Raw genomic sequence first — 26,498 nt, forward strand, 5'->3', positions numbered from 1 at the left:
ACGGTTATTTTATTTTCAAAACAATACTGCTTTATGAGAAAGTACATCATTCCTTTTTTGTCAGCCTTTCTTTTATTGGCAAACGGAATTGCGCACGCGCAACTTTCCGCAACACAGATCGATTCGCTGGTAGAGCGTACATTAAAGGCTTTCAATGTGCCGGGCATTGCGGTTGCGGTGGTGAAGGATGGAAAGATCGTTCATGCAAAGGGTTACGGCGTGCGCTCGTTGCGTACGATGCAGAAAGTGGATGAACACACGCTGTTTGGTGTTGCCTCTAACAGCAAGGCATTTACCACGGCAGCATTGGGTATGCTGATCGATGAGGGCAAACTGAAATGGGATGATAAAGTGACGGATTACATTCCCGCGTTTAAATTGTACAATCCGTATGTAACGGACGAGTTCACCATCCGCGACCTGCTCACGCACAGAAGCGGTCTTGGCCTCGGGGCCGGCGACCTGATGATGTTCCCGGCCGGTAGTGATTTTACACGCGAAGACATCATACACAACCTGCGTTACTTGAAGCCTGTTTCGTCGTTCCGCACAAAATACGATTACGACAACAATCTTTACATCGTGGCAGGAGAGATCATCGCAAAAGTTTCGGGAATGAGTTGGGAAGATTTTATTGAGAAGCGCATGATGCAGCCTTTGGAAATGAAAGAAAGCGCGGCATCGTTCTCCCGAATCAAAAACAAAACCAATGCCATTGATGCACATGCGCCCGCTGATGGAAAGCTGGAAGTGATCGATGGCGTATTCAGCGAAACCGCGAATGCCGCAGGCGGAATCTGGAGCAGTGTAACTGATATGAGCAAATGGATCATCATGCAGATGAACGATGGCAGGTACGGCGATGCCCCGTACAAACAGTTGTTCAGCAAAAAGGTACACGATGAAATGTGGTCGCCGCAAACCATCCAGCCCGTTCGCACTTCACCGCCTTACAATACGCATTTTGCAACCTATGGGCTGGGCTGGGGCCTGGCGGATGTGAAAGGATACAAACAGGTGAGCCATACCGGCGGACTGGCGGGTATTGTTACACAGGTTTTACTTCTTCCCGAATTACAGCTCGGCATCATTGTATTTACCAACCAGCAGCAGGGGGCTGCTTTTACAGCGGTTTCAAACACGATCAAAGACAGTTACATCGGCGTTACCGGAATGGATTGGGTGAAGGTGTTATCGGAGCGGGTTGCGGCCAATGAGGCCAATGCAAAAAAGATCACCGACGATGTGTGGAAGAACATCGCGGAGCAGCAAAAAAAGAACGACGGCAAGGCAGACATTCAGGCTTTCCTCGGCACTTATAACGACCAGTGGTTTGGCGATGTTTCCATTACGATGAAAGATGGAAAGCCATGGTTCCAATCCAAACGCTCGCCCAAACTGTCAGGAGAATTGCTCCCTTACAAAGGCAACACGTTCATTGCAAAATGGACAGACAGGAGTATGGACGCCGACGCTTTTGTGATGTTCAGCGTAGACAACGATGGCAAACCATCCGGTATGAAAATGAAAGCGATCTCGCCGCTCACGGATTTTAGTTTTGATTTCCAGGACCTGGATTTCAGGAAAAAATAGTTATGGAAAACAACGGCCATCATCAAAGGGTTGACGGCCGTTGTTCTCGCAAAAAATATTATTTGCCGTCGTAAGCATCCTGCAACTGCTGTACATTGATCTTGTTCATCGTAAGCATGGCATCCATTACCCGTTTTGCTTTCTGCCGGTCCGGATCGCCCATCAGCCGCCCAAGCGCCGAGGGAATGATCTGCCAGGAGAGGCCGAACCTGTCTTTGAGCCACCCGCATCTTTCCTCGGTGCCGCCGCCTTCGAGCAATTTGCTCCAGAGATCGTCTACTTCTTCCTGTGTTTCGCAGTTTACAAAAAAGGAGATCGCAGGAGTGAATTTGAACATCGGCCCGCCGTTCAGCACCATGAATTCCTGTCCGTACAGTTGAAACGTGCCGGTAAGCACCTGGCCATCCGGCAGTCGATGCATGTTGCCGGCGCTGGCATCTTTAAAAACAGAGGTATAAAAACCGATCGCCTCTTCTGCGTTGCCATCGAACCAAAGGAAAGGGGTTATTTTTTGCATGGTGTAAGGTTTATAAGTTGAGTTTTGTGGTTAGTGATCACTTTTTCTTTTTTTCCTTCTTCAACTTCTCTTTCGCGATGTTATCCGCGATCCTGGCCCTGACAATCTTACGGATGAGTGATACAGGAAGCTTTTTGTTTTTCGGAAACTGTATCGCGCCCTTCGATGTCTGGTAATCTTGCAGTTGTTCGGCAAACGCTTTTACGGTTGAGCTGTTCCATGGATAAAAACCGATGTGGTTCTTCCAGTTTGCAAATCCTACCAGCATGCCATGCAGTTGAAATGCGGGCATTCCGTAACTGATCATTTCCTTTGCAGCGGGCGCAGTACTTTGTATGATGCTGCGGAGCTGCTGTAACCCTTCCGCTGCATCACCGGGTTGGGAAGCGATGTAGTCATCAATGGTAGCCGGTTTGTTTTTCTGCATAACATCGGGTTTTGATGAATGATTTTTCTTCAAGACAGCCGTCCGTTTTCAACAATTTAAAATTACAACGCGTGCGTTGAAAAAAAGGTGCCGATCATGTCAACATTAGGGGGTATTTGCGACAAAATGAGTAGACTTGCAGGGTAAATGTCCCGTTATGCTGCATTTAGGAATCATTCTCCCCAAGGATTACCGCCTGCTCAGTGTTGCTGCGATACTCGATGTGTTCGAAGCCGTAAACCGCATCCATATCGAAAAAAATGCAGGCGCCTTTTACCGCATCACGATTTTTGGAACGGAAGTGGGCGCGGAGACCTCTTTTCATGGCTACCCGATGGAATCGATCTACGCAGATGTTAAACCCGACCTGATCCTCATTCCATCTTTTGCAACGCCGGATATGCAGCTTACCCTGCAGCGCAACGGGCCTTTTATTCCATGGCTCATCAGGCAATACCAGGGCGGGGCAGAAGTGGCCAGTTTCTGCACCGGGGCCTTCCTGCTTGGCGCTTCGAAATTGCTGGATGGAAAAGTGGCCACCACACACGTTGACGCGGTGCGTGCATTTGCCAATGCTTTTCCAAACATTACTTTACGCGTTGATAAGACGGTTACCGAGGACCAGAAAATATATACCAGCGGCGGCTCAACATCATCGTTTCATTTACTCCTGCACCTGGTGCAGAAACACTGCGGGAAAGAGGTGGCCGTGCGTATTTCAAAAATATTTGCGATCGATATGGACAGGCACAGCCAGTCGTATTTCAGCACATTCACCCCATCGCGCAGCCACAACGATGAGCTTGTTGCGCTGGTGCAGGAAAAGATCGAGACCAATTTTCATTTGATCGAGAACCTCGAAGAGATCATCAAAGACATCCCTTCCAGCCGCCGAAACCTGCTGCGCCGTTTCAAATCGGTAACAGGTATTGCACCGATCGAATACCTGCAGCAGGTAAGGATCGAGGCCTCTAAAAAAATGCTGGAACAAAGCAACCGGCAAATGTCTGATGTGATCAATCACACCGGCTACAACGATCCCAAAGCATTCCGCAAAGTGTTCAGGAAGATCGTGGGCATGACGCCGAGCGATTACAGGGAGAAATTCCAGATAAGGTGATTGTCAACTGCATTACACCGTAAAAAAGATCTTTTTCCGGTACAGGAAATAACAGATGCCCCATTCCAGTCCGAAGATACATAGCGATGAAATGATGTTGCTGATCATTACCGGGGTGCCCGCAAAACCGAGCAACCCATTGCATATCGCGCTGATGTAGCCGTTGAACCAGCGGTGCCCCACTATCTCGAAGAACAGGTAGATGAACAGCGAGTTCATGCCTATCACCGTAAAAAACATGAGGTGCTTTTTGTGCGACCTGGTATCGATCCACCAATAACAAAGACAAAGCGCAAGCAGGCACCATCCCAGTGAAACGATCGTAAAGGAGCTGGTGGCGATCCGTTTGATGACAGGGGTGATGCCGGCGAGATCGAGTCCATACCCGAGCACGATGCAGAGGGCTCCCCATACAAGCAGTATTTTCAGTTTACCCGGTTTGCGCTGCATCAATATTTTTCCCGTAAGTGCGCCTGCAATGGTATGTACGGCGGTTGGTATGCAATTGATGGCAACCCATCCACCTTTGTTGATCTTGTTCATCAAAAGAAGATCAACATAGTTCCCGAAATTATGCTGGTCTGTAAAAGGCTGGTCAAACCCCGGCACATTTGTACAGCGGTACAACAGCTCGGTGAGCAAAAGAATACCCGCGCATGCTAAAACCTGCGCAGTGACGCTCCACCGGAATATCAGGAAAGCAACCAGTGTAGTGAACGAAAGCTGCGTCAACACATCCCACAGCTCGAACGATAACCCCGTTCGTCTTACTGCATAATCGAGAACGCCCCAGAAAAAAAGCCAGGCGCAGCGCTTGAGCGTTTTTTTGAACGACGCGTTCCACGATAGTCCTTGTGCCTGCTGCTTGTGCTGCGAATAGGCCATGGCAACGCCGGCCATGAACATGAATGCGGGTTGCACCATGTCCCAGAAACGCAGGCCGTTCCATGGATGGTGTTCGAACTGGATGAAAAATGCATATAGCGCAGTGCCCTCCGACGCCTTCACCAGGTGATCGAACAAGCCTGCGCCCGCCAGGGCCAGTAACACCATTACGAGGCCGCGCATGAAATCGAGAGACAGCAGTCGTTGCAAGGTAAAAAACGGATTTGTTTTTAATGGTTGATCATTGCATTGCACCTGCGCAATGCAACGCTGACGGAACGAAAACTCAGGATTCCAACGCCTGTTTTGCAAACGCAACACATTTCTTTGTTTCTTCCACCGCATTTGAGCCGGCGGGAATCTCATATTCCAGCTCGATGGTTGCGGGTATCCGGTATTTTTTTTCCCTGAGCAACGTGAGTATTTCTTTGAGGGGTGTATCGCCTTGTCCCCATACAACATTATTCCCCCCGTTGTCTTTTGTTTTCCTGTCTTTGATGTGCATGCTTGTAATGCGATCGTGTTTGGCCTGTATAAGTGCCAGCAGGCTCTCTTTGGTATTGTTGCCACCTGCAGCGATGTAATGACCGCAATCGAGGTTCATTGAATTGTATGGCGATTGTGCAAGGGCCGTATCCCAAGCCGTATCGGTGGCCTGTGTATGGGCATGGTAGCCGATGTAAACTTTGTGTTTTTCTCCCAGTGTGCCGAGACGTTTTGAGTGCGCAGGATCGGTTGGAAGCTCCAGGGTAACAGAAGCGGCGCCGAGCGCTTTGGCAGCTTTGAGTGCGTATTCGATTTCGCCATCGGTGTTGCCGGGATTGAGTGCATTGGGTTTGAAAGCATAGATGGTAATGCCCGCCTTGTTAAACATCTTTCGCACTTCTTCAAATTTTTCCATACCCGTATTTGTGCGCCAATCGGCAACGGATCTCTGGTAGGCGGCTATTTGGGCTTTCTGTTCGTCGGTGAGTTTCGGGGCCTGCCCGTTTACCCTTGGCGGCATTTTGAAAGTGTTTACGGGTTTGCCCGCGTAGTCTTCGATTGAATCGCCCATCAGTTCTACTGCGCTGATGTTTGAATCGATGCAGTATTGAAGCAACTGCTCCGGCTTGCCCGGCATGCTGCGGAACGAATAAGTGATCACGCCCACCTGTACCCCTTTGAATTTTGAATCGGGGCCGGCAACAGGAAAAGGATCTTTGGCCCAGCCGGTCTTACCGGCACAAAACAGGGCAAGCGATGCCAGTGAACCCTGTTGTAAAAATTTTCTTCGCGAATGTGAGTGGATGGTGTTGGACATACTCTGTTTTTTTTGTGCGTATCGGAGCTTCTAAACTAAACATTTCTGCGGCTTTTCGGGTGGCGCTTTTTATTTTTCAGGAAAAGAAATGTGTTGGTTCCCTAAGTTTTAGATAAATTTAGCCAGCCAATGCAACGATTACGGACAATCTCGATCTGCTTATTATCCATAACCAGCCTGCTGGGATTGTTGCGTGGATACAGGATGAGCAATTACGGAGGCGACGATTCGTTGTTGTACCCTTATCCCCGTGATACCATCAAAGCCACCGTTTTTTCCAATTATGCCATACTGGGATGGATCGTTTTTTCCCTCATCGGCCTGTTCAGCGTGCTGGTTATTGTGTCCATCGTCAAGAACTTCCGCAATTACGGGTACCTGGTTATCGTAGAAGGGATCTTCCTTACCTTTCTTACGGCCATACATATTTTGTTAACGGGGTTTGTGTTCGCTCATTTCTTTATCATTCCCGTGTGTTTCGCGGTGCTCATCCTGGGCGTTTTGCAGGTTCCGCGAGAGTTCTGATTCCCCGGTCGCCTGTACGGTTACGGTATGATTTTTTAGGGTATTTTGTAAAAACAATTATGAAAACCGCGATCATACTGGTACTGGCCGCATGCATGGCCTGTTCGCCCAAACTCCAGCAAACCTCGGCAACCTGTTTCAAGGGAAAACTCGTAAAACGCGGCATTTGCGGGCAGCGGGTGGTTCAGCTGCTCAGCGGGCCGGTGGATGCGGTGGTAATGGCCCGGCAATGGACAGACTCCTTATCCGGTAAACAATATGAAAACGTATTTACAGTTGGCAACCTGTGCGATTTTCCTGCAACGATACAGGAAGGACAGGAATTCAGCTTTTCCATCACTACAACACCCGGCAGCAACTGCGCAACCTGCTTCGCCTACACGCCAACACCCGTTGAGAAAAACAACATCGTAACGGGATGCAGTGAGTAGTGGAATAAGGGTAAACGTTTCTATCCGTTTCTCAAACGTTCCGGCACGGTTGTCATAATACAAGGGCGCAAATCCCCCGGTGACTGCCTGATCTTTAAACATTTTACCTGCCGTGGCGTTATACAATGCATGGGTAAGAAATTAAACGCCATCCCCGTTTCGGTACTGGACCTGGCTACGATCATACAGGGCGATGACTCTGCCGCGCCTGCTTTTCAGCGCAGCCTTTTGTTTGCGCAACATGCCGAACAGTTGGGATACAAGCGCTATTGGTTTGCAGAGCACCACAACATGGAAAGCGTTGCGTCTGCCGCCACGTCGGTATTGATCGGCTATGTTGCGGGAGGCACCCAAACGATCAGGGTAGGGTCGGGGGGCGTGATGCTGCCCAATCATTCGCCGCTGGTGATTGCTGAACAGTTTGGAACGCTGGCTTCTTTATACCCCAACCGCATCGACCTCGGTCTTGGCCGTGCGCCCGGAACGGATCCCGTTACATCGTATGCCCTGCGCAGGAACATGACCGGCGACGTTGACCAGTTTCCCAACGATGTAGTTGAACTGCTCGGTTACCTCGGCCCGCGGAAAGCCGACGCTAAAGTAAAAGCGGTTCCCGGACAAGACACCAATGTGCCCGTATGGCTGTTGGGCTCAAGCACGTTCAGCGCGCAACTGGCGGGCATGCTTGGGTTGCCCTTTGCATTTGCCTCGCACTTTGCGCCGGCACAGTTACACGATGCATTAAAGACCTATCGATCCCATTTCAAACCGTCTGAATTTTTACCGGCACCGTATGCAATGGCATGCGTAAACGTGATCGCCGCCGATACCGACGATGAAGCCAGGCACCTTGCCACATCATTCTACCAGCTTGCGCTCGGCCTGTTCCGCAACGACCGGAAACCGCTGCCGCCACCGGTACACAATATGGACGAGATCTGGACCGAACGCGAAAAATTTGGTGTGGAACAAATGACCGCCTACTCATTTTTAGGAAGCAGGGAAACCATCAGCGCATCGCTGCAAAAGTTTGTGGATGATACGCAGGTAGACGAGATCATGGTTGCATCGCACTTGTATGATGCCGGGTTAAAGAAAAAATCGCTGGGTGTGATCGCTTCGTTGTTTGATACGAAATAAGAACGCTTCCCAACAAAAAAAAGAAGAAACCAAAAAGGCTTCTTCTCTTCTGATCCTGACTTTTTATTTCTGGTTTTTCACGGGGTTAATTTTCCATTCTCTACATATTTTATCTGCACCGCCTTAGCCGCATCGGTGCTTCCCGGTATGCCGATCAGCAATACGGTATAAGCTTTTTGTGCCTCGAGCGTGATCGTCCTGTTTGACTGGATATTGCTGTCGTTGTTAACCGCAATGGTTACCTGACCGGGCGCCACCTGTGTAAATTGAGAAACCGCCTGGTAGCTGGCCGTGCTGTTCGCAACGATTGTGCCATTGGCGGCGGTGATGGTTACGCGGGGATCTGATGAATCGGGGATGGCATTGATGTACCGGATATAGGCCTGTCCGTTTGTGGAAGAGAGGCTGTCGTAATTATCCTCACTGAACACATTGCCGTAAACGCCGTTCGCGCCCGTTACATACAGCGAATAATATTTGTTGGGCATAAACCCGTTGCTGGTGCTGGTGATGGGCGACGGGTTACCGTTTGCATCATAAGCCTGCACCGTATACGATCCCGGGTACACACTAAGGTATGCGCCCGAATACCCCGCATAGGAATAAGGAACATTGCTGATGCTGTTGCTGTTCAGCGTAACACCGATACCGGCGGCCTTATCGGCCACAAGGTTAAAGACCATCAAGCCGGATACCTGCTGCGTGGCATTATCATTATCGTTCTTACGGCACGAAGAAAACAACAAGAGCGCCAGTCCTGCTGCAGCAAGACCCATGCGCATGGAAGAAAACATGTTTTTCATACTCATCCTCACTTTCTTTTTTGCTTGATCAATGGTTAAGCAGGACAAAAAATGATGCCAGAAAGAAGAGGTAGTGTCAACTTAGGAACATATTAACAGATACGTCAACAAACTGTTAAGACCACGCCTTCTTAACACTAGCATAATCTTCTCCTAACATTGAAGTAACATACCCGTGGCAACTTTGGAAAACCTTTCAACATGGAAAGAAGACCCATTGAAGTTGTTGTGATCAGCGATCTTCATCTTGGAACTTACGGTTGCCACGCAAAAGAGATCGTTCAATACCTGAAAAGCATCCAGCCCCGCCTGCTTGTACTGAATGGCGATGTGATCGATGGCTGGCAGTTCTCCAAACGATACTTTCCCACTTCTCACATGCAGGTGATCAAGGAGATCATGAGCCTGATGGGCAAAGGAACGCGTGTGATCTACATCACCGGCAACCACGATGAAATGCTGCGCCGGTACAGCGATATACAGCTTGGCAATTTTCAACTGGCAGATAAAGTGGTACTCGAGATCAATGGTAAAAAAACATGGATCTTTCACGGGGATGTTTTCGATGCTACAACAAAAGGCAGCGCAAAAATTCTTGCGAAGCTGGGCGGGCATGGGTACGATCTGCTCATCGTACTCAACAGGATGATCAACCACCTCCTGAAATTCTTTGGCCGCGAAAAAATGAGCCTCAGTAAAAAGATCAAGAACGGTGTGAAGCAGGCCGTTTCGTGGATCGGCAATTTTGAACAGACCGCCGCCGAACTCGCCATCGCGAAAGGTTATGATTACGTGATCTGCGGACATATTCACCAGCCACAAAAAAGAACAGTTGAAACAAAAGAGGGTTCGGTTACTTACCTGAACAGCGGCGACTGGATAGAAAACCTCACATCACTCGAATACAACGAAGGTGAATGGAACATTTATCAATACGAAGCGCGCAATTTTGAAACCCAGGAAAAGTTTGATAAAAAACTGCCGCCGCTCGAAGTAGTAACGGATGAGATCGATATGTACATCAATTCATTAATCGCCTGATCATTCCTCGTTATGAAAATACTATATTCAATACAGGCAACAGGAAACGGCCACATTGCAAGAGCTGCGGAGTTGATGCCCTTTCTTTCACGGTACGGCAAAGTAGATGTTTTCCTGAGCGGCAGCAACAGCAGCCTTGATACTTCACTCCCCGTACGATACAAAAGTAAGGGGCTCAGTCTTTTTTACGGGAACAGTGGCGGGCTCGATTACTGGAAAATGATCAAGGCATTTTCACCTGTCCGCATCCTGCGGGAAGCAAGGGATCTGCCTGTTGAGAGATACGATGTTGTATTGAATGATTTTGAATCGATCACTTCACTCGCCTGTAAGTTGAAGAATGTGCCGTTCATCCATTTCGGCCACCAGGCAAGCTTTCAATCACAGCACACCCCACGGCCAAAGAAAAAGGACCCGGCGGGTGAGTTTATTTTGAAACACTACGCTTCATCGAGGCACAATATCGGGCTGCATTTTAAAAAGTACGACGATTTTATTTTTTCGCCTGTGATCAAGGAAAAGATATTGCAGGCGGATGTTACGGATGAAGGGCACATCACCGTTTATCTCTCTCACTATGCTGATGCGGTGGTTGAAAAATATTTATCACAGGTGAAAGACGTGTTGTTTCATGTTTTCAGCAAAACGAAAAAAGAAGTGGAAAGAAAAAACAATATTCTTTTCATGCCTGTTAACAATGAGCGTTTTACACAAAGCATGATCAGCAGTTACGGTGTGATCACCGGCGCCGGTTTTGAAACCCCTGCTGAAACACTGTACCTCGGCAAGAAGCTGATCTGTGTTCCGATACAGGGCCAGTACGAACAGCTTTGCAATGCAGCCGCGATCAGCGATTTTAATGTGCCCGTTGTTGGCCATATTGATGAAGGGTTTCCAGCGAAGATCTCTCAATGGTTAAGCGGCGCATGGCCGGAAACCCTGCAGTTACAGCATTCCACTGCCTGCATCGTGGAAGCGGTAATGGAAAAGGCCGCGATGATGCGTGCCCAAAAACAACTCATTCACTCACCCGGGTATAATTTTTCCATGTAATGGATTTTGCGAGAAGTGATTTTGGGGATGATTTTTACTGGGGCGTATCCATTGCTTCCGCTCAAAACGAAGGTGCAGTGGATGTTGACGGGAAGGGCCCGTCGATATGGGATGTGTTTGCAAACAAAAAAGGCGCCATCAGGTCGGGCCACACGCTTGCCGCTGCCTGCGATTTTTACAACCGTTACCGCGAAGACATCAATACCGCAAAAGCGCTGGGCTTTACCGCTTTCCGTTTTTCCCTTTCCTGGCCGCGCATCATGCCCGATGGAAAAGATACCGTCAACCCGCGCGGTATCCAGTTTTACCACGATGTGATCGATACCTGTCTTGCAGCAGGATTAACCCCTTTTGTTACACTCTACCACTGGGACCTTCCGCATGTGCTTGAAGAAAAAGGCGGCTGGACAACCTCGCTGGTGATCGAGTGGTTCTCGGCATTTGTAAAAGTATGCGCAAAGGCGTATGGCGACAAGGTGAAGAACTGGATCATCCTGAACGAGCCCATGAGCTTTACCGCATTGGGTTATATGCTGGGAAAACATGCGCCGGGAAAAACGGGTCTGTACCATTTTCTGCCCGCGGTGCACCATGCGGCACTGGCGCAGGCCGAGGGTGGGAGGATCATACGTGCCTATGTGACCGATGCAAACATTGGCACCAGTTTTTCCTGTTCGGAAGTATTGCCCTACACTGCAAGCGAAGAAGACATGCTCGCCGCATCAAAGATCGATCTGTTGATGAACAGGCTTTTTATAGAACCGCTGTTCACCGGCACTTATCCATCACACGATAAGTTCCCGATGATGGAAAAATTGTACTTCAGCAACAAAACATGGCGTGTTCAGGACAGGCTACAGTTTGATTTTGATTTCATCGGCCTGCAAAGTTATTTCCCCGTGGTGGTTCGCCACAGCTCCATCATACCGCATATCCAGGCTGCGCAGGTAAAAGCAAAAACGAGAAAGGTGCCGGCAACAGCGATGGGGTGGGAGATTAACCCGGATAGTTTTTACCGCGTGCTGAAACGTTTTGCAAAATACAAGAACATCAAACAGATCATTGTAACAGAGAACGGCGCGGCTTTTAACGATGTGGTTGAGGGCGACACAATCGACGATGTTCACCGGCAGGCTTACTTCGAAAAACATGTTGCCGCCATGCTCAGGGCAAAGAACGAAGGCGTTCCCGTGCAAGGCTATTTTGCATGGACGCTCACCGATAATTTTGAGTGGTCAGAAGGTTATCACCCGCGTTTCGGGCTGGTGCATGTAGACCATGCCACGCAGGAGAGAAGGTTGAAAAGATCAGGGTATTGGTGGCAGCAGTTCCTGGCCGCAGGCTGTGAGCTGCGGCGCCCGGGCTTTTCAGAATACATCTCTTAAAACACCGCGCAGCACACAGCTCATTGCCGCAACTGAATCAATACGCATCCGTTAACGCGAACTTCGGTTTCTTGTACATCCACTGCCCGCTGGTAAAATCAGGGACTTCAACCGTTTTGTTTCCCAGTTCAATGGAACGCTCGCTCAGCGGTGTGATGGAGCTCCATGCAGCTGCGTCGTACACATCCATGGGTGTGGTTGTTTTGTGTTTGATGGATTCGATGAAACCATGGATCACAAAGAAATCCATCCCGCCATGTCCGGCGCCTTCGGTTTCTTTGCTCCAGCGAACCCATAAGGGATGATCGTATTTGTCGAGCCATTGTTTCGCATCTTCCCACTGGTGCGCTTTGGCGGATTTATCCTGTATATAGATGCTTTTGTTTACATCCATCCACAAACCTTCTGTTCCCTGTACACGGAAGCCGAGTGAATAGGGGCGAGGCAGATTGGTGTCGTGCTGCAATAAGATCGTTTCACCATTTGCGCAGTTGATCGATGTGGTAACCACATCTCCCAATTTGAAATTCACTTTTGCATTGGGATGACTCTCGCCGCCTTGTTTTACAACGTGGTTGTGCAGTCCCCTTGCTTTTGATGAGAAGGAGCACAACGAAAGAAAACGGTTCCCGTGGTTGATGTTGATGTACTGTGCTACGGGGCCGATGCCATGTGTAGGATAGAGATCCCCGTTGCGGTGCACAGAATGTTCGGTTCTCCAGTGCGCCTCAGAAAAACCTTTCTCGCCAAACTCTACACCATGCCCATAAGCATTTACGCCATCGTTGAATTTAACCTCGCGAAGGTCGTGCTGGTACCCGCCCTGCAGGTGTATCATTTCGCCAAACAATCCCTGCCGAACCATATTCAATACAGCCATTACGTCGCGGCGGTAGCAAACGTTTTCGAGCATCATTACATGCGCCTTGTGTTTTTCTGCAGCTTTCACCACATCCCAATGGTCTTCGAGGGTGATGCCGATCATTACTTCGCTGCCAACATATTTTACACCGGCATCGAGCGAGCCGATGATCATTTCCTTGTGCCATTCCCATGGTGTTGCGATCACGATGCCGTCGAGCTGGTGTTTATCGAGCATTTTTTTCCATGCATAATCATCGCCGGTAAAAATTTCCGGCATTTTTTTACCGCTTTTTGTGATGATGTTTTTTGCTGATGTAAGCATGCGTTCACTGGTATCGCATACGGCAACCAGGTCAACATCGCTTCTGCGCAACAGCAGATCGAGGTGGTTCTGCCCGCGCAGGCCAACGCCAATGATGCCTATTTTTACTTTGGCATCTGCTTTTTTTGCAAACAGGTTGGTGATGGGTAAAGCAGCAATACCTGCTGCAGTAAGGCTGGTATTCTTAACAAAGTTTCTTCTGTTCATATGCAGTTTTTGGTCTTGAAAGATAATATTAATCGAACGTTGTTGTAGCGGATGGCGCAGGTTTTACGAACCGGAGTTTGTACCGCGCCCGGCTGTTACACTTTTTTCACACACCTGAACCCGGTATGCTCCAGCCCTGTATCGGGCGAGCTTCTCATCCTGCGCGATACGCGGTAGCCGCTGCAATAGCTGTCGTTACACAGGAAACTACCTCCACGCAGGATCCGCTTCGGCATCATCGGCTCTGAGGGGTCATTGCTTTTGTCTGCCCCTTTGGGATCGATGCTGTGTCGGTTTGCCCGCTTGTAATAAGCTGCATCGTACCAATCGCTGCACCATTCCCATACATTGCCCGCCATATCATACAACCCATAGCCGTTTGCGGCGAATTTTTTTACCGGTGCGAGCGCCAGGTAACCGTCTTTCTTATCGTTGCTGTACGGAAACTTCCCTTCCCATGTATTGGCTTTTGGTTTACCGGCGTTTACATGTTCGTTTCCCCATGGATAAATGGTATTGATGAGCCCGCCGCGCGCAGCAAATTCCCACTGCGCTTCGGTGGGCAATTGTTTGCCTGCCCACTTGCAGTAAGCCATGGCATCAAACCAGCTTACCTGTACAACGGGATAGTCTTCCTTTCCTTTGATCGTGCTGCCCGGTCCTTCGGGATGGCGCCAGTCGGCTCCGGGCACCCATGCCCACCACTGCCCGTAATCATCCAGGTCTACTGCACCCTGGGTTTGTTTAAAAACCAGCGAGGCTGCCACGAGCTGGTTGTCCGGCGGCCTTGGCGTTCCTGGTGGGAGCGTTTTTTTCATCTCTTCCCAGTCGGGCTTTCTTTCCGCGGTGGTGATGTATCCTGTGGCCCTTACAAATTTCTCAAACTCGGCATTCGTTACTTCTGTCCGGTCGATGTAAAATGCGCTTACCGTTACTTCGTGTTTCGGGTATTCGTCTGCATTGGCCTGGTTGGTGTCTGCGCCCATGGCAAATGTACCGCCAGGTATCAATACCATGTTTGCGGTTGAAGTATCGCCCGAGGAAAGTACGGGTGTACTGCTGTCTTTCTGCGGAAAACGCGCAGGCACCTGCATACAGGCATGAACAGAGTCCGGATGCCTCGCAGCTTCTGCTCCTGCGTTTTCTTTGCAGGAAAACAGCAGGCTGCAAACCGGTAGCAACGAAAGATAAATAGACAGCCTCACTTCTCAAAGGTATTGGGAATGGTACAAAAAATCCGTGCATGCCAATGTCCTTTTCACAAACGTTTGTAAACGGTTAATAAACTTTTCACAAACAGGTATCCGGCACAAACGAGGGCGGGGCCAACCTCCCCACCATCCGGATCCCAGCCGGTATCCGGCGAACGGGAATTGCTGGTAGCAGGTTTTTTCGACTGATACAGTTGTTTCATCATCCAAATACGCAAGGTGGCATAACTTTTTATCCTTCTTTGAAAGAATGAAAAAAAACACGCGATATCTCCTTTTGTTTTGTGCATACGGGTGTTGCTTCTCCTGCGAGATATCGCCGGCAACACAGGCGCCGGTAACCGATACACTTTTCAAAAATGCGGTTGCGATAGAAAACGATCCTGCTGCCGATACTGCATTGCATACAAACGTGGCGCAATTTAAAAAGCTGTCGTCCGATTCTGTCATACCCATCCATACCGGCAGCACAAGACCGGATGAGCTGGTGCGCTTTGCAGAAACGCTTATCGGGATACCGTATGTATGGGCGTCGAGCGACCCGGCGGTTGGTTTTGATTGCTCGGGATTTATTACGTATGTATTCACCCATTTCAACATCAGCGTGCCGCGCTCTTCGATCGATTTTTTTAATGTAGGAAGAACGGTGCCGCTGGCAGATGCAAAACGTGGTGATCTTATCCTGTTCACCGGTACCAATCCCATGGAAACGGATATCGGCCACATGGGATTGGTGGTTTCCAACAATACATCCGGGTTATCGTTCATTCATTCTACCTCCGGGAAGGCAATGGGGGTAACCATCACCCCGTTGAACGAGCAGTACCGGAAAAGGTTTGTGAGGATCAGCAGGATCTTTTGATCAACTGTTGCCTGACGTTCACCCAAGAAAAAAGCGATCGTAAAAATTACGACCGCTTTTAATATCATATCTGAACAACTTGCAATGAACGTTATTCAACGATCAACTGCTGCGAATAAACGGTTCTGTTAAATACATCCGCCACCTGCACAAAATAAACGCCTTTCGCATGCTGCGCGGGGAATGTGAATGAGGTGGTGTTTGTTTTCAATCCAACACTTAGTTTTCCTTCAAGAATGGTTTTGCCGTTTGCATCGAGCAACAGCATTTTGTATTCTCCTTTTTCTTTCATGTTGGTTGTTTTTACCTGGAACCTTCCCCGGCGGTCGATCGGGTTAGGGAAGATGCTGATCTCCGGCACATTGTTCCCCTCTGCTTCCACGGTTTGTGTAAACGCTACCTGGTTTTTCGTCACCGTTGGTGTTTTCTGGAACAGCAGGTTGCTGCTGGCCATGTCTGATACATTGCCGAGGTTCTGTATATTGAAGTTCACCGGCACGGCTTCGAGCGTTGCCATTTTTACTTTATAGATCGGCGAAAACTTCTTTCCGTAAGATTGCCCGCAGCTCACCAGCAGGTCTCCATTCTCATCAACCGATGCGCCGTTTGAAGTGAATTCTTCGGGCAGGTTTTTGATCGCCCCGATGTAATCCACTTTCTTGCTGGGCAGGCTGATCCTGAATACATGGTTGTGCAAGGCAATAAGGTACAGGCTGCCATCTGCCGCCGCTACCATATCGCCTCCCCATGAGGTACAGCTGGAGCGTACCAATACCTGGTTTTTCGGGTTGTCTACCAATACGCCCAGGTCCTGTATCACCGGCGTACCCTGCGTTGTGAACTTGATGAGGTGTTCGCCATCGTTCGTCAATGCATATCCAAATCCGTCCGCGCCGATCGCCATACGCGTTACCTGGTTGGCAACATCGTCTTTGCCGTGCAACAGGTTGATGGATTGGTTCTGCAGGCAGGTGAAGGATGGGCCCTGTTCATTCAGATCCATGTACCTCAGTTCCGATTGTTGCAGCGGGATGTAAAAAAGACGGTTGCTTCTGGCATCGTATGCTGCCGCGGCAACGGATCCGCCGAGGGGCGACTGGCTCTGGTTGTCGCCGTCTTTCAGCTCGCTTTTGTCGTACGATTTGAAACCGTTGTTGCGGATGGAATATTTTTTAGGAGATGCGGCGTCGAACAGGTCATCAATGGTTTTACCGGTGCCCAGGTCTACCGAGGTAACGCGGTTGTACATCAATGGCGCGGCCGTGTTGGCGGTGATGATAAATGTCTTTTTGGAAACAGGCTGTGCAAAAGCGGCACAGGCGGCAAAACACAAGGCAGCAGTAGTAAAAACTTTCATAATTCGTATGGGTTTGAATACAGTTTTGGTTTTTTTGGAATTCCGGAATAGGGGTTTCGGAATAAAGCGGAGATTGGTGGTATAAAATTATGGTTTCTGTGGTATTTTCAACAGAAAATAAATCCACAGATCTTTTACTAGTTTTACATTGGCTGCCGGTAGATAACACTGCTGTTTTGGTAGATGAAAGCCGGATCCGTTTCAAAATAAAATCTATGCGTAAGCTTTTTGTTGTGCTCACCGCCTGTTTTTTTGCACTCTCTGCCCGGTCGCAGACCACGGTTGCACCGGTGAATGATATTGATAAGATCGCCGGTTTTACCAACATCAATTACGATTTCGGCCGCATCCCGTCGCACAAACCGGTAGAGTACAACGTGACCATCAAAAACACCGGTAAAGACACCCTTGTTCTCAAAGAAGTAAAAGCAGGCTGCGGTTGCACCACTCCCAAATACCGCGCAAACGAAAAGATATTGCCTGGCAGGTCCACTTTTATCACCCTCGGATTTAACGGCGATGCGGTGGGCCAGTTTGAACGAACGGTAGATATCCTGTTTAACGACGGCAGCCTGGTGAAACAGGCGAAATTTCATGGCGTTGCGGTGGCAGATTCCACAACAACGAATATACAGCGGAGATAAGGAGCCCATCGTTTGCAGTCGCCTGACAAAAGAAAAGCGATCACAACACCGGTTGTGATCGCTTTTTATGTTGTGGGGCTGTGGCCCGGATTAAAACCTTTCCAGTTTAGAGAAGAAGAAATCTCCTTCAATTGCTGCGTTCTCGTCGCTGTCGCTTCCGTGAACCGCGTTTTCGCCTACTGATGCTGCATATAATTTGCGGATGGTGCCTTCTTCTGCCTGGGCAGGATTGGTGGCGCCGATCAGTTTGCGGAAATCAGCTACTGCGTTTTCTTTTTCGAGGATCGCTGCCACGATAGGGCCGCTGCTCATGAATTCAACCAGTTCGCCGTAAAAAGGCCTTTCCTTGTGGATTTCGTAAAACAAACCAGCCTGCTCGGCGGTCAGTTTTGTCCATTTCATCGCTTTCACGGTAAATCCTGCCTTCACGATATGGTTCAGGATAGCGCCGGTATCGCCTTTCCTGGTAGCGTCCGGTTTGATCATGGTAAATGTTCTGTTGCTCATAAAGTTTTATAAAATTTCGCGGCAAAAGTAAGCATTCGGGGGCCGTTTCGGAGATTATCAACAGCGTTTTTTGTTAAACGGTTACAAATTGATTTGATAGAATAGCGTGGAAACCGCAATTTTGCCGCCACCGTATGCAGCCAGTAGAACTTTTTTACCCCCAGCTCAACACCCCCGCCAAAGCGGTCGTTACCATGCACCAGAAACCCGATGGCGATGCAATGGGGTCGGCGCTGGGCCTCTATCATTTCCTGGTGGCGCTGGGGCATGAGGCAACCGTTATCTCACCCACCAACTGGGCCAATTTTCTCGACTGGATGCCCGGTGTGGACAAAGTGATCGATTTTGAACAGCAGAAAGAAAAATCGATCGGCATCATCAATGCGGCGGATATGATCTTCTGCCTCGATTTCAATGTGCTCCACCGCACCAAACACATGGAGCAGCCCCTGCTGCAGGCGCAGTGTACCAAGATCCTCATCGATCACCACGAACAGCCGCAGGAAGAAGCGTTTACCTATGGCGTAAGCAATACCGCCAAAAGTTCCACCTGCGAAATGGTGTACGATTTTATTGTTGGATCGGGGCATGCCGACAAACTCAATCCAGACATTGCGGAGTGTTTGTATACCGGCGTTATGACGGATACCGGCTCTTTCCGTTTTCCTGCAACCACCGCATCGGTACACAGGATGATCGCCCACCTGAAAGACATTGGCCTTACACATACGCGGGTGCACGACCAGGTTTACGATAATTTTCTTGAGAACCGCCTGCGTTTCATAGGCCATGCTTTGGTGAACAGGATGGAGGTGCTGTACGAATACAATACCGCATTGATGTATATTACACGGGCCGATCTCCAGCGCTTCAACATCAAAACGGGCGATACGGAGGGTTTGGTGAATTACCTGCTCACGATACAGGGCATCAAATTCGGGGCACTGGTGATCGACAGGGATGGCGAACGCAAATGGAGCTTCCGCAGCAAGGGCTCGTTTGATGTGAATACGTTTGCACGCAAACATTTCAATGGCGGCGGGCATGTGAACGCAGCCGGCGGCGGCAGTTACGACAGCCTGGAAGAAAATGTGAAACAATTCAAAGAAATAATCAAAGGGTACCAGAGTCAATTACAATAAAATCAAACGATGAGAACAATTGTCACGCTTTTTTTAGCGATCGTACTGTTTACAAGCTGTAACCAGTATAAAAAAACACCGTCCGGTCTTGCGTATAAGATCACGAAGGGCGATGGTAAAGTGAAGATGAAGAATGGTATGTTTATCAAATACCATATCGAGTACAAGGTGCCGCCAAAAGATTCTGTGTTCAGTTCTTCTTTCGCGCACGTGCCTGCGTTCATGCTGATCGATACCTCGCGCCCGTCGAAACACAACTTTACGGAACTGATCCTGCAATGCGCCATCGGCGACAAGATCGATTTTACCATGAGCGTGGATACACTGCAGAAACTGGGCATGCTCCAGTACAATGAAATATTCCACCCGAGAGATATGATCAAGGGCCGTGTTGAGTTCCTCAAAGCTTACAATACACAGGAAGAAGCCATTGCCGACCGCAACAAGGAGATCGAAACCGAACTCGCAAGGGAAAAGAAAGATGTGGCCGCTTACACAGCTTCCAAAAACATCAAAACACAGTCTACCGAATCAGGCGCCCTGGTAGAAGTACAAAATGCGGGTGATGTTACCAGCAAGGCCGATACCGGCAAATGGGTAAGCGTCCGTTACAAGGGAACTTTGATGAAAGGAAACGGTTTGCCATTCGACACGAACATGGATCCTGCCACCCCGGGCAAGCCATTGCTGGTGGTGCATGTTGGTTCTGTGAACACGCCCAACAGCGTAATTCCTGGCCTCGACCAGGCGCTCCGCTTTTTTGGCAAAGGCGGTAAGGGTCGCGTATTCATTCCTGCGATGGCAGGTTATGGCGATATGGGCAGCCCGCCTGTGATCCCGCAATACGCAAACCTCATCTTCGATTTTGAAGTGGTAGACGTAGCCAGCGCAAACCCACAGGCCGCCCCGGTAATGCCGCAGGGTGCTCCCAATAGATAATCAGACAGGCAAATAAAAAGAGCAAGGACTAATTTCAAAAAAGGCACCGGTTTTCCCGGTGCCTTTTTGTATGTCAATCATTTCCTGCAAAGGAATTGAGCGCTTTCTGCTTTACTTTAAAAAGTTCGTAAGCCGCACCGCTTCCATTGCTTCCTTTACATCATGCACGCGAAGGATGTTTGCGCCTTTGAGCAGGCCGGCGGTATTGAGAACGGTGGTTCCGTTGAGCGCCTCCTCCGGGGTGATGCCCAGTGTTCTGTAAATGGTCGATTTTCTTGAAATGCCCAGCAGCAAAGGCTTCCGGAGAATGGCGAATGCATCGAGCTCTTTGAGGAGCTGAAAATTATGTGTGCTGTTCTTGCTGAAACCGAAGCCCGGGTCGATGATCACGTCGTGTATACCGGCTTTGGTACAGGCATCGATCCTTTCGATGAAATAATCAAGGACCTCGGCGGTCACATCCCGGTACGATGGATCGCTGTGCATCGTTTGCGGCGTTCCCTTCAGGTGCATGCAAACATAAGGCACGCGCAACTGCGCCACCGTGGCGAGCATCTGGTCATCGAAACGGCCTCCGCTGACGTCGTTCACAAGATCGGCGCCTGCTTCTACTGCCTGCATCGCTACAGCTGCATGGTAGGTATCTATCGAAACAAAACTTTCCGGGAACTCTTTTTTGATGGCGCTGATGGCGCCCGTTACGCGCGTGGCTTCCTCCTGGGGCGGTAACTGCACGGCGCCGGGGCGGGTACTCTGTCCGCCGATATCAAGAATAGCAGCGCCCTGGCGCAGCATCCGTTCTGCCGTTTGCAGCACATTGCCCGTCGTTTCTGCACGGCTGTTGCCGTAGAACGAATCCGGTGTCGTATTGATGATGCCCATCACCACGGGCGCATCTATTGTCAATAATCTTCCTTTACAATTAAGTGTGAACATACACGGATTCAGTTATCTTGCATTCGCTTCAAAGATATTACCAAACGGATTAAAGCACGGTGTTTTAAAATGGCTGAAACAAACGTACAATACGACCAGGCAGTGGCACAGGGCCGCGATATCTTCCTCAAAAAAACAAAAGATTACGGAACGGCCTGGCGCGTATTGCGCACCATATCGGTGGTAGACCAGATCTTCATCAAAGCGTTGCGCATCCGTACCATCCAGGACCTGCAGGCGCAGAAAGTGGGCGACGATATTCCTTCCGAATTCAAAGGCATCCTGAACTACGCTGTGATCGGGCTGATGCAACTGGAACTCGGGCAGGCCATGGTGGAAGAGATCCCCGTAGAAAAAGTAAATGAGCTCTACGGCAGGGCGGTTAACCTGGCGAAAAACACCATGCTCGACAAAAACCACGACTACGGCGAGGCCTGGCGCGAGATGAGCCAGGAAAGCTTTGCAGACCTGATACTGATGAAGCTGATGCGCATCAAACAGATCCTCAGCAACGACGGGAAAACACTCATCAGCGAAGGCATCGATGCGAATTATGTAGACATCATCAACTACGCGGTTTTTGCACTCATATTAATTGAAGAAGGAAAACACTGACACGCTTATGAAAACAGTATTGCTTATTATCAGATGGGTGGTAGGACTGCTTTTTATTTTCTCGGGGCTGATCAAAGCCAACGATCCGCTCGGGTTGAGTTACAAGATGCAGGAATTCTTTGAAGTGTGGGGCCTGCATGGTTTCGACGATTACACATTGGCATTGTCTATGATCATGAATGTGTTTGAAGTAGTGGCGGGTGTGGCAGTGATCATCGGCTGGAGAATGCGTTTGTTCAGCTGGCTGCTGTTGCTGCTCATCATTTTCTTTACTTTCTTAACCGGCTATGCGCTGTTCTCAGGTAAAATAAAAACATGTGGCTGCTTTGGCGATTGCCTCCCGCTGACACCCGCACAATCCTTTGCAAAAGATATTTTCCTGCTGGTTTTGATATTGGTGCTTTTCGCGTACAGCAAAAAAATAAAATCTGCATTACGGCCCGCTGTAGCATCGGTTATCCTGGTGGTTGTTACGGCCGCAACCGTATTCGGGCAGGCGCATGTATTGAAGCACCTGCCATTTGTGGATTGCCTCCCTTATAAAAAAGGCAACAACCTCATCGAACAGATGAAAACGCCTGCGGATGCGGTTCCCGATAGCCTATCCATCGTTTTCATTTACAAAAAGAACGGGAGACAAATGGAGTTTGACCAGGCCAATTTCCCCGCAGATTTTGATTCCACTTACGAATACGTAGACCGCAAAGACAAAGTGGTTAAGAAAGGGAACGGACGCGTGGCAAAGATCCTTGATTTCTCTTTACAGACTTTTTCCGGGAACGATACTACGCAGGCCGTGTTTGCGCAACCTGGCAAATACATTATGGTGCTTGCAAAAGACATGAACAATACGGGCGATTGGTCTGCCGGTTTTGCAAGGATAAGCAAGGCCGCGCAACAGAAGAACATCCCGGTGATGCTGGTAACCGCCGCGGGAGAAAAGGCGCAGGCCATTTTTCCAACGGCAACGATCGTGAAATGTGATGCAACAGTTATCAAAACAGCGGCGCGTGTAGTGCCCACCTATTTTATCATGCAGGGCGCAACGGTGCTGGAGAAAACCAGTTATGTGGATGAAGAGAAGATCACCAGCCAGATCAATGCGTTGAAATAATAAGTCCAGATTCAAAACCAGTATCGTTCACCATCACCAATAACCAGGCCCCGTGCTAAAATTCATCACCCGAAAGATCTTCTACGGCATCCTTGTTCTGGCCGGGGTAGTGGTGGTGGTGTTTTTTCTTTTCCAGGGCTTTGGCGATCCGGCGCGGTTGGTGCTGGGGCAGGCGGGCGACAGCACCACCATCAAAAACATACGGAAAGAACTGGCGCTGGACCAGCCGAAATGGAAACAGTTTGCCTTGTACCTGAATGATGTTTCTCCCGTTGCCATACATTCAAAAGAAGACATTCAGAAAAAACAACTGAAAGGCATCTTTATCGGTGGCGACCAGAAGTTTGCCATCAAGGTGCCGTACCTGCGCCGTTCCTATCAAACCAAAAAAGATGTGGGTGATGTGTTGATGGAGGCCTTGCCCGGCACCATCATACTTGCATTGGCGGCCATGTTGATCGCAACGGTACTGGGTGTGCTGCTTGGTATTCTTGCCGCGGTGAAACAAAATACCTGGATGGACACTTCATCCATATTCGCCAGTGTGCTTGGGATCTCTGCGCCCTCTTTTTTTATGGGCATCGTGCTCGCGTATCTTTTCGGTTTTGTGTTAACGGATTATACGGGGCTTCACATGACCGGCAGTTTATTCGACATCGATCCATTCAACGGCAAAGACCTTCAACTGAAAAACCTGGTGCTGCCGGCGATCACACTCGGCATCCGCCCGCTGGCCATCATTACGCAACTGACGCGTAGTTCTATGCTGGATGTGCTCGACCAGGATTACATAAGAACGGCCTACGCAAAGGGGCTGCGCAAAAGAACGGTGGTGTTCAGGCATGCGTTGCGCAACGCGCTTAACCCGGTAATCACTGCGATCACGGGCTGGTTTGCAGAACTGCTTGCCGGCGCTTTTTTTGTTGAATATATTTTTGGATGGAAAGGCATCGGGAAAGTTACCGTAGACGCCCTGGAAAAACTGGATTTCCCCGTAGTAATGGGCAGCGTACTGGTAACCGCCACATTTTTTATCGTAGTAAACATCCTGGCCGATGTGCTGTATGGTGTAGTTGACCCACGCGTGAGTTTGAAATGATCGTCTTCCTATCACTGAATGACTATTGAATGATCACTGGATGATCACTTCACTGATCACCTTCTCCCCAAATGCCTCGTTCACCCTGTCGATGATCTGTTGTTTTTGAAACATCAACTCGTTCTTCAACGGCCCAACGGCAGTGGTGATGAATAATTTCTGGTTGATGATCTGTATTTTATCCGTGTACTTCGCAATTGTTTTGCCCATCAGTTCTTCCCAGATCTGTTCTATCTGCACGGCACGTATCCCGTTGCGCAGGTGGCTTTTGTTGAGAAAGCCTTTGATCGCATCGCCAAGGTGTTTTTCTGACATAGAACGAAATTAATTAGTAATTAGGAATTAGTAATTAGGAATTTGTATGGAATAGAAATACTAGGTTTTTTCAGAAGGTAAGCCTTTTTTTTAATTAGGAATGTTAATACAGTTTAGAGTTACTAATTTCTTATTACTGATTATTAATTAATTGGGTGTTGGTAATTTAAGAATGTAAGCCATTTAGCAATTCCTAATTCCTAATTCCTAATTCCTAATTTTTCCTGCTTGGCACGTTTTTTTAAAAGTTCTTACCATGAGGATATTCATTCTAATAATGGCCATTTGCTGTGTTGGCTGCGGGCAACAATATGCCGGAACCGCTTCAACGGGGAATGTTGAGGATTCTGCACGGTATGTTGCCAATGCAGTGGACTTTATCAAAACCATAAAAGCAAAACAACTCTCAGATACTTCGTTCATTTTGTCGGACCAGGTTTTTGCTTTCGACCGGTTCGATTGCCTAGCCAGTGTTGCGCGTGATACAGTTAATTTTTCAAAAGAGGAAATCGCATGGATTACGCAGCAAAAATATCCACACCTTTCGAGATGGAACAATGAACATTTTCCGGGCACACGTTTCGTAAACGGAGACACGATCACCGCCATCTTCAAACGCGGCGGCCCCCTTCGCGGATGGAACGAATTTTACCAACGCTTCGGAAGAGGCTTCCAGCGGTTTTCCCTGCCGATCTTTTTAAAAAGCAATACCGAAGTATTGTTCTACGAAGAATCAAGCTGCGGCGGCCTCTGCGGCATGGGCCGGCTGTCTCTCTACAGGAAGGAAAACGATAAATGGGTGGAGGTGAGGAAGTATTGTAACTGGATAAGCTGAGGAAATAATTAGGAATTAGTAATTAGGAATTAAGAATTATTAACTGCTTTCTGCTTTGTATTTTGTTATGATGATTTGACGAGAAAAATAATACTAATTACTAATTCCTAATTATTAACCGCTTTCTGCTTTGTATTGTGTTATGATGATTTGAAGAGAAATATAATACCAATTCCTAATTCCTAATTACTAATTCCTAATTATTAACTGCTCTTCCCAGCCGTATCAACTGAAACGCTCCCGTAATATTTTCCAGCTGTGTCTTCAGTCGCTCTTCGTGTGTATCGGTAATAAACACCTGGCCGTCGCTTTCCGTGCAAACCCATTGCAATAGCTGGAACATGCGCTGTTCATCCAGTTTTTCGAAAACATCGTCGAGGAGTAGAATAGGGGTGAAGCCTTTTTTTTCTTTGAGTACCTGCCATTCGGCAAGTTTGAGGGCAAAGAGCAGGCTTTTTCTCTGTCCCTGCGAGGCCTCGGTTTTAAAAGCAGCGTCGCCCATGTAAAGACCAAGATCATCGCGGTGGATACCGGTGGTGGTTCGTTGAAGTACCAGGTCCTTTTGCCGGGAGGAACGCAGCAACTCCTCGAAACCGGCCGTAAGCAACTGGCTTTCGTAGTGCAATGCGAGGTTGTCGTTTTTCCCTGCAATGCGCTGGTAGATGGATGAGGCCAGCGGTAAAAAATCAACCAGGAATTGCTTACGGCATTCAAAAAGAAAGGTTCCTTTTTTGCTGAGCTGCATGTTCAGAACTTCAAACAAACCTTCATCTACCGTGCCCGTTTCGGAGGATTGTTTCAGCAGGCTGTTGCGTTGCTGCAGCAATTTTGTATAATCGATCAGCTGAACCAGGTATTCTTTGTTGATCTGTGACAACAATGTATCTAGGAAGGTCCTGCGTTCTGCGCTGCTGCCCGTGATCAGTACCACATCATCCGGTGCGATCATCACGCAGGGGATCTTCCCGATGTGATCCGAAAATTTCTTGTAAGGCTCATCGTTCATCACGAGTTCCTTGCGGTTGGTTTCGCGGAGGATACAGATGAGTTTCTGCGGTTCATCGTTCAACTCATAGTTCCCTTCAATGCGCATACCGGCGAGGCCATGGTGCACATTCTGCGCATCCGGGCGCGCAAAATAACTTTTGGAAAAACTAAGGTAGTACACCGCATCCAGGAGGTTGGTCTTGCCGGTGCCGTTGATGCCATGAATGCCAACGATCCGCTCCGTAAAAGCGAATTGCTGCTGAACATAGTTGCGGAACTGGGTGAGCGATATGGAGCCGAGCCTGAGCATAGAGCGGGC

Annotated in this window: 28 protein-coding genes; 16 read left to right on the top strand and 12 right to left on the bottom strand. The window is 48.9% G+C overall.

What is annotated here, in order from left to right; translation table 11 throughout:
• Window positions 1–33: 33 nt before the first annotated feature.
• Complete coding sequence (locus GWC95_RS08795) at window positions 34–1,593, top strand: serine hydrolase (protein WP_161818334.1); 1,560 nt, start codon at window positions 34–36, stop codon at window positions 1,591–1,593.
• Between the two features lie 58 nt (window positions 1,594–1,651).
• Here the strand turns inward: GWC95_RS08795 and GWC95_RS08800 are convergent, their stop codons facing one another.
• A complete protein-coding gene (locus tag GWC95_RS08800) occupies window positions 1,652–2,110 on the bottom strand; it encodes a VOC family protein (protein ID WP_161818335.1) in 459 nt (152 codons plus the stop codon).
• 37 nt (window positions 2,111–2,147) lie between these two features.
• Complete coding sequence (locus tag GWC95_RS08805) at window positions 2,148–2,537, bottom strand: iron chaperone (RefSeq protein ID WP_161818336.1); 390 nt, start codon at window positions 2,535–2,537, stop codon at window positions 2,148–2,150.
• A 157-nt stretch (window positions 2,538–2,694) separates the two neighbouring features.
• Between GWC95_RS08805 and GWC95_RS08810 the strand changes: the two genes are divergently transcribed.
• A complete protein-coding gene (locus GWC95_RS08810) occupies window positions 2,695–3,657 on the top strand; it encodes a GlxA family transcriptional regulator (protein ID WP_161818337.1) in 963 nt (320 codons plus the stop codon).
• A 12-nt stretch (window positions 3,658–3,669) separates the two neighbouring features.
• Here GWC95_RS08810 and GWC95_RS08815 read toward each other — a convergent pair whose 3' ends face one another.
• Window positions 3,670–4,752, bottom strand: a complete 1,083-nt coding sequence (locus GWC95_RS08815) for an acyltransferase family protein (RefSeq protein WP_237722115.1) — start codon at window positions 4,750–4,752, stop codon at window positions 3,670–3,672.
• Between the two features lie 76 nt (window positions 4,753–4,828).
• Window positions 4,829–5,845 (bottom strand): sugar phosphate isomerase/epimerase family protein, encoded by a 1,017-nt coding sequence (locus GWC95_RS08820; RefSeq protein ID WP_161818338.1) that lies wholly within the window; start codon window positions 5,843–5,845, stop codon window positions 4,829–4,831.
• A gap of 129 nt (window positions 5,846–5,974) precedes the next feature.
• Between GWC95_RS08820 and GWC95_RS08825 the strand changes: the two genes are divergently transcribed.
• From GWC95_RS08825 to GWC95_RS08835, 3 genes are all read left to right on the top strand, one after another.
• Window positions 5,975–6,370 carry a hypothetical protein gene (locus GWC95_RS08825; protein ID WP_161818339.1) on the top strand — a complete coding sequence of 132 codons (396 nt, stop codon included), beginning with the start codon at window positions 5,975–5,977 and terminating at the stop codon, window positions 6,368–6,370.
• Window positions 6,371–6,429: 59 nt separating this feature from the next.
• Window positions 6,430–6,801 (top strand): hypothetical protein, encoded by a 372-nt coding sequence (locus tag GWC95_RS08830; RefSeq protein WP_161818340.1) that lies wholly within the window; start codon window positions 6,430–6,432, stop codon window positions 6,799–6,801.
• 129 nt (window positions 6,802–6,930) lie between these two features.
• Window positions 6,931–7,941 (top strand): LLM class flavin-dependent oxidoreductase, encoded by a 1,011-nt coding sequence (locus GWC95_RS08835; protein ID WP_161818341.1) that lies wholly within the window; start codon window positions 6,931–6,933, stop codon window positions 7,939–7,941.
• A gap of 77 nt (window positions 7,942–8,018) precedes the next feature.
• On the opposite strand, the gene GWC95_RS08840 is transcribed toward GWC95_RS08835, so the two are convergent.
• Complete coding sequence (locus GWC95_RS08840; protein WP_161818342.1) at window positions 8,019–8,744, bottom strand: DUF4397 domain-containing protein; 726 nt, start codon at window positions 8,742–8,744, stop codon at window positions 8,019–8,021.
• Between the two features lie 201 nt (window positions 8,745–8,945).
• Between GWC95_RS08840 and GWC95_RS08845 the strand changes: the two genes are divergently transcribed.
• From GWC95_RS08845 to GWC95_RS08855, 3 genes are read left to right on the top strand one after another with little or no spacing between them, the layout of a single operon-like run.
• Complete coding sequence (locus tag GWC95_RS08845) at window positions 8,946–9,785, top strand: UDP-2,3-diacylglucosamine diphosphatase (RefSeq protein ID WP_161818343.1); 840 nt, start codon at window positions 8,946–8,948, stop codon at window positions 9,783–9,785.
• Between the two features lie 12 nt (window positions 9,786–9,797).
• Entirely contained in the window at window positions 9,798–10,838 is a 1,041-nt protein-coding gene (locus GWC95_RS08850) for a glycosyltransferase family protein (RefSeq protein WP_161818344.1), read from the top strand.
• Window positions 10,838–12,223 carry a GH1 family beta-glucosidase gene (locus GWC95_RS08855; RefSeq protein ID WP_161818345.1) on the top strand — a complete coding sequence of 462 codons (1,386 nt, stop codon included), beginning with the start codon at window positions 10,838–10,840 and terminating at the stop codon, window positions 12,221–12,223. The genes GWC95_RS08850 and GWC95_RS08855 overlap by 1 nt, the downstream gene beginning before the upstream one ends.
• A gap of 37 nt (window positions 12,224–12,260) precedes the next feature.
• Here GWC95_RS08855 and GWC95_RS08860 read toward each other — a convergent pair whose 3' ends face one another.
• The gene (locus tag GWC95_RS08860; protein ID WP_161818346.1) at window positions 12,261–13,616 is read right to left on the bottom strand and encodes a Gfo/Idh/MocA family protein; all 1,356 of its coding nucleotides are present in this window, start codon (window positions 13,614–13,616) and stop codon (window positions 12,261–12,263) included.
• A gap of 95 nt (window positions 13,617–13,711) precedes the next feature.
• Entirely contained in the window at window positions 13,712–14,821 is a 1,110-nt protein-coding gene (locus GWC95_RS08865; protein ID WP_317164112.1) for a formylglycine-generating enzyme family protein, read from the bottom strand.
• A 256-nt stretch (window positions 14,822–15,077) separates the two neighbouring features.
• Between GWC95_RS08865 and GWC95_RS08870 the strand changes: the two genes are divergently transcribed.
• Window positions 15,078–15,689: a C40 family peptidase gene (locus GWC95_RS08870; RefSeq protein ID WP_161818347.1), complete on the top strand. Its 612-nt coding sequence runs from the start codon at window positions 15,078–15,080 to the stop codon at window positions 15,687–15,689.
• 91 nt (window positions 15,690–15,780) lie between these two features.
• Here GWC95_RS08870 and GWC95_RS08875 read toward each other — a convergent pair whose 3' ends face one another.
• Complete coding sequence (locus GWC95_RS08875) at window positions 15,781–17,046, bottom strand: T9SS type A sorting domain-containing protein (protein ID WP_161818348.1); 1,266 nt, start codon at window positions 17,044–17,046, stop codon at window positions 15,781–15,783.
• Between the two features lie 215 nt (window positions 17,047–17,261).
• Here GWC95_RS08875 and GWC95_RS08880 point away from each other — a divergent pair, with 215 nt between their 5' ends.
• Window positions 17,262–17,690 (top strand): DUF1573 domain-containing protein, encoded by a 429-nt coding sequence (locus tag GWC95_RS08880; protein ID WP_161818349.1) that lies wholly within the window; start codon window positions 17,262–17,264, stop codon window positions 17,688–17,690.
• 90 nt (window positions 17,691–17,780) lie between these two features.
• On the opposite strand, the gene GWC95_RS08885 is transcribed toward GWC95_RS08880, so the two are convergent.
• On the bottom strand, window positions 17,781–18,197 hold the full coding sequence (locus GWC95_RS08885; protein WP_161818350.1) for a nucleoside-diphosphate kinase: 417 nt from the start codon (window positions 18,195–18,197) through the stop codon (window positions 17,781–17,783).
• 134 nt (window positions 18,198–18,331) lie between these two features.
• Between GWC95_RS08885 and GWC95_RS08890 the strand changes: the two genes are divergently transcribed.
• A complete protein-coding gene (locus tag GWC95_RS08890) occupies window positions 18,332–19,339 on the top strand; it encodes a DHH family phosphoesterase (protein WP_161818351.1) in 1,008 nt (335 codons plus the stop codon).
• Between the two features lie 9 nt (window positions 19,340–19,348).
• A complete protein-coding gene (locus GWC95_RS08895) occupies window positions 19,349–20,278 on the top strand; it encodes an FKBP-type peptidyl-prolyl cis-trans isomerase (protein WP_161818352.1) in 930 nt (309 codons plus the stop codon).
• 111 nt (window positions 20,279–20,389) lie between these two features.
• Here the strand turns inward: GWC95_RS08895 and folP are convergent, their stop codons facing one another.
• Window positions 20,390–21,214: a dihydropteroate synthase gene (gene folP, locus GWC95_RS08900; RefSeq protein ID WP_161818353.1), complete on the bottom strand. Its 825-nt coding sequence runs from the start codon at window positions 21,212–21,214 to the stop codon at window positions 20,390–20,392.
• Window positions 21,215–21,283: 69 nt separating this feature from the next.
• Between folP and GWC95_RS08905 the strand changes: the two genes are divergently transcribed.
• From GWC95_RS08905 to GWC95_RS19980, 3 genes are read left to right on the top strand one after another with little or no spacing between them, the layout of a single operon-like run.
• The gene (locus GWC95_RS08905) at window positions 21,284–21,829 is read left to right on the top strand and encodes a DUF1599 domain-containing protein (protein ID WP_161818354.1); all 546 of its coding nucleotides are present in this window, start codon (window positions 21,284–21,286) and stop codon (window positions 21,827–21,829) included.
• A 7-nt stretch (window positions 21,830–21,836) separates the two neighbouring features.
• Complete coding sequence (locus GWC95_RS08910) at window positions 21,837–22,943, top strand: BT_3928 family protein (RefSeq protein ID WP_161818355.1); 1,107 nt, start codon at window positions 21,837–21,839, stop codon at window positions 22,941–22,943.
• 52 nt (window positions 22,944–22,995) lie between these two features.
• Complete coding sequence (locus tag GWC95_RS19980; protein ID WP_161818356.1) at window positions 22,996–24,042, top strand: ABC transporter permease; 1,047 nt, start codon at window positions 22,996–22,998, stop codon at window positions 24,040–24,042.
• A 33-nt stretch (window positions 24,043–24,075) separates the two neighbouring features.
• On the opposite strand, the gene GWC95_RS08920 is transcribed toward GWC95_RS19980, so the two are convergent.
• Window positions 24,076–24,357, bottom strand: coding sequence for a DUF721 domain-containing protein (locus tag GWC95_RS08920; protein WP_161818357.1), 282 nt, complete (start codon window positions 24,355–24,357; stop codon window positions 24,076–24,078).
• Between the two features lie 256 nt (window positions 24,358–24,613).
• On the opposite strand from GWC95_RS08920, the gene GWC95_RS08925 reads away from it, so the two are divergent.
• Window positions 24,614–25,192: a hypothetical protein gene (locus GWC95_RS08925; protein WP_161818358.1), complete on the top strand. Its 579-nt coding sequence runs from the start codon at window positions 24,614–24,616 to the stop codon at window positions 25,190–25,192.
• Between the two features lie 196 nt (window positions 25,193–25,388).
• Here the strand turns inward: GWC95_RS08925 and recF are convergent, their stop codons facing one another.
• The gene (gene recF / locus GWC95_RS08930) at window positions 25,389–26,489 is read right to left on the bottom strand and encodes a DNA replication/repair protein RecF (RefSeq protein WP_161818359.1); all 1,101 of its coding nucleotides are present in this window, start codon (window positions 26,487–26,489) and stop codon (window positions 25,389–25,391) included.
• Window positions 26,490–26,498 lie beyond the last annotated feature (9 nt).

This window comes from Sediminibacterium roseum, assembly GCF_009939005.1.
Classification (GTDB): Bacteria; Bacteroidota; Bacteroidia; order Chitinophagales; family Chitinophagaceae; genus Sediminibacterium; species Sediminibacterium roseum.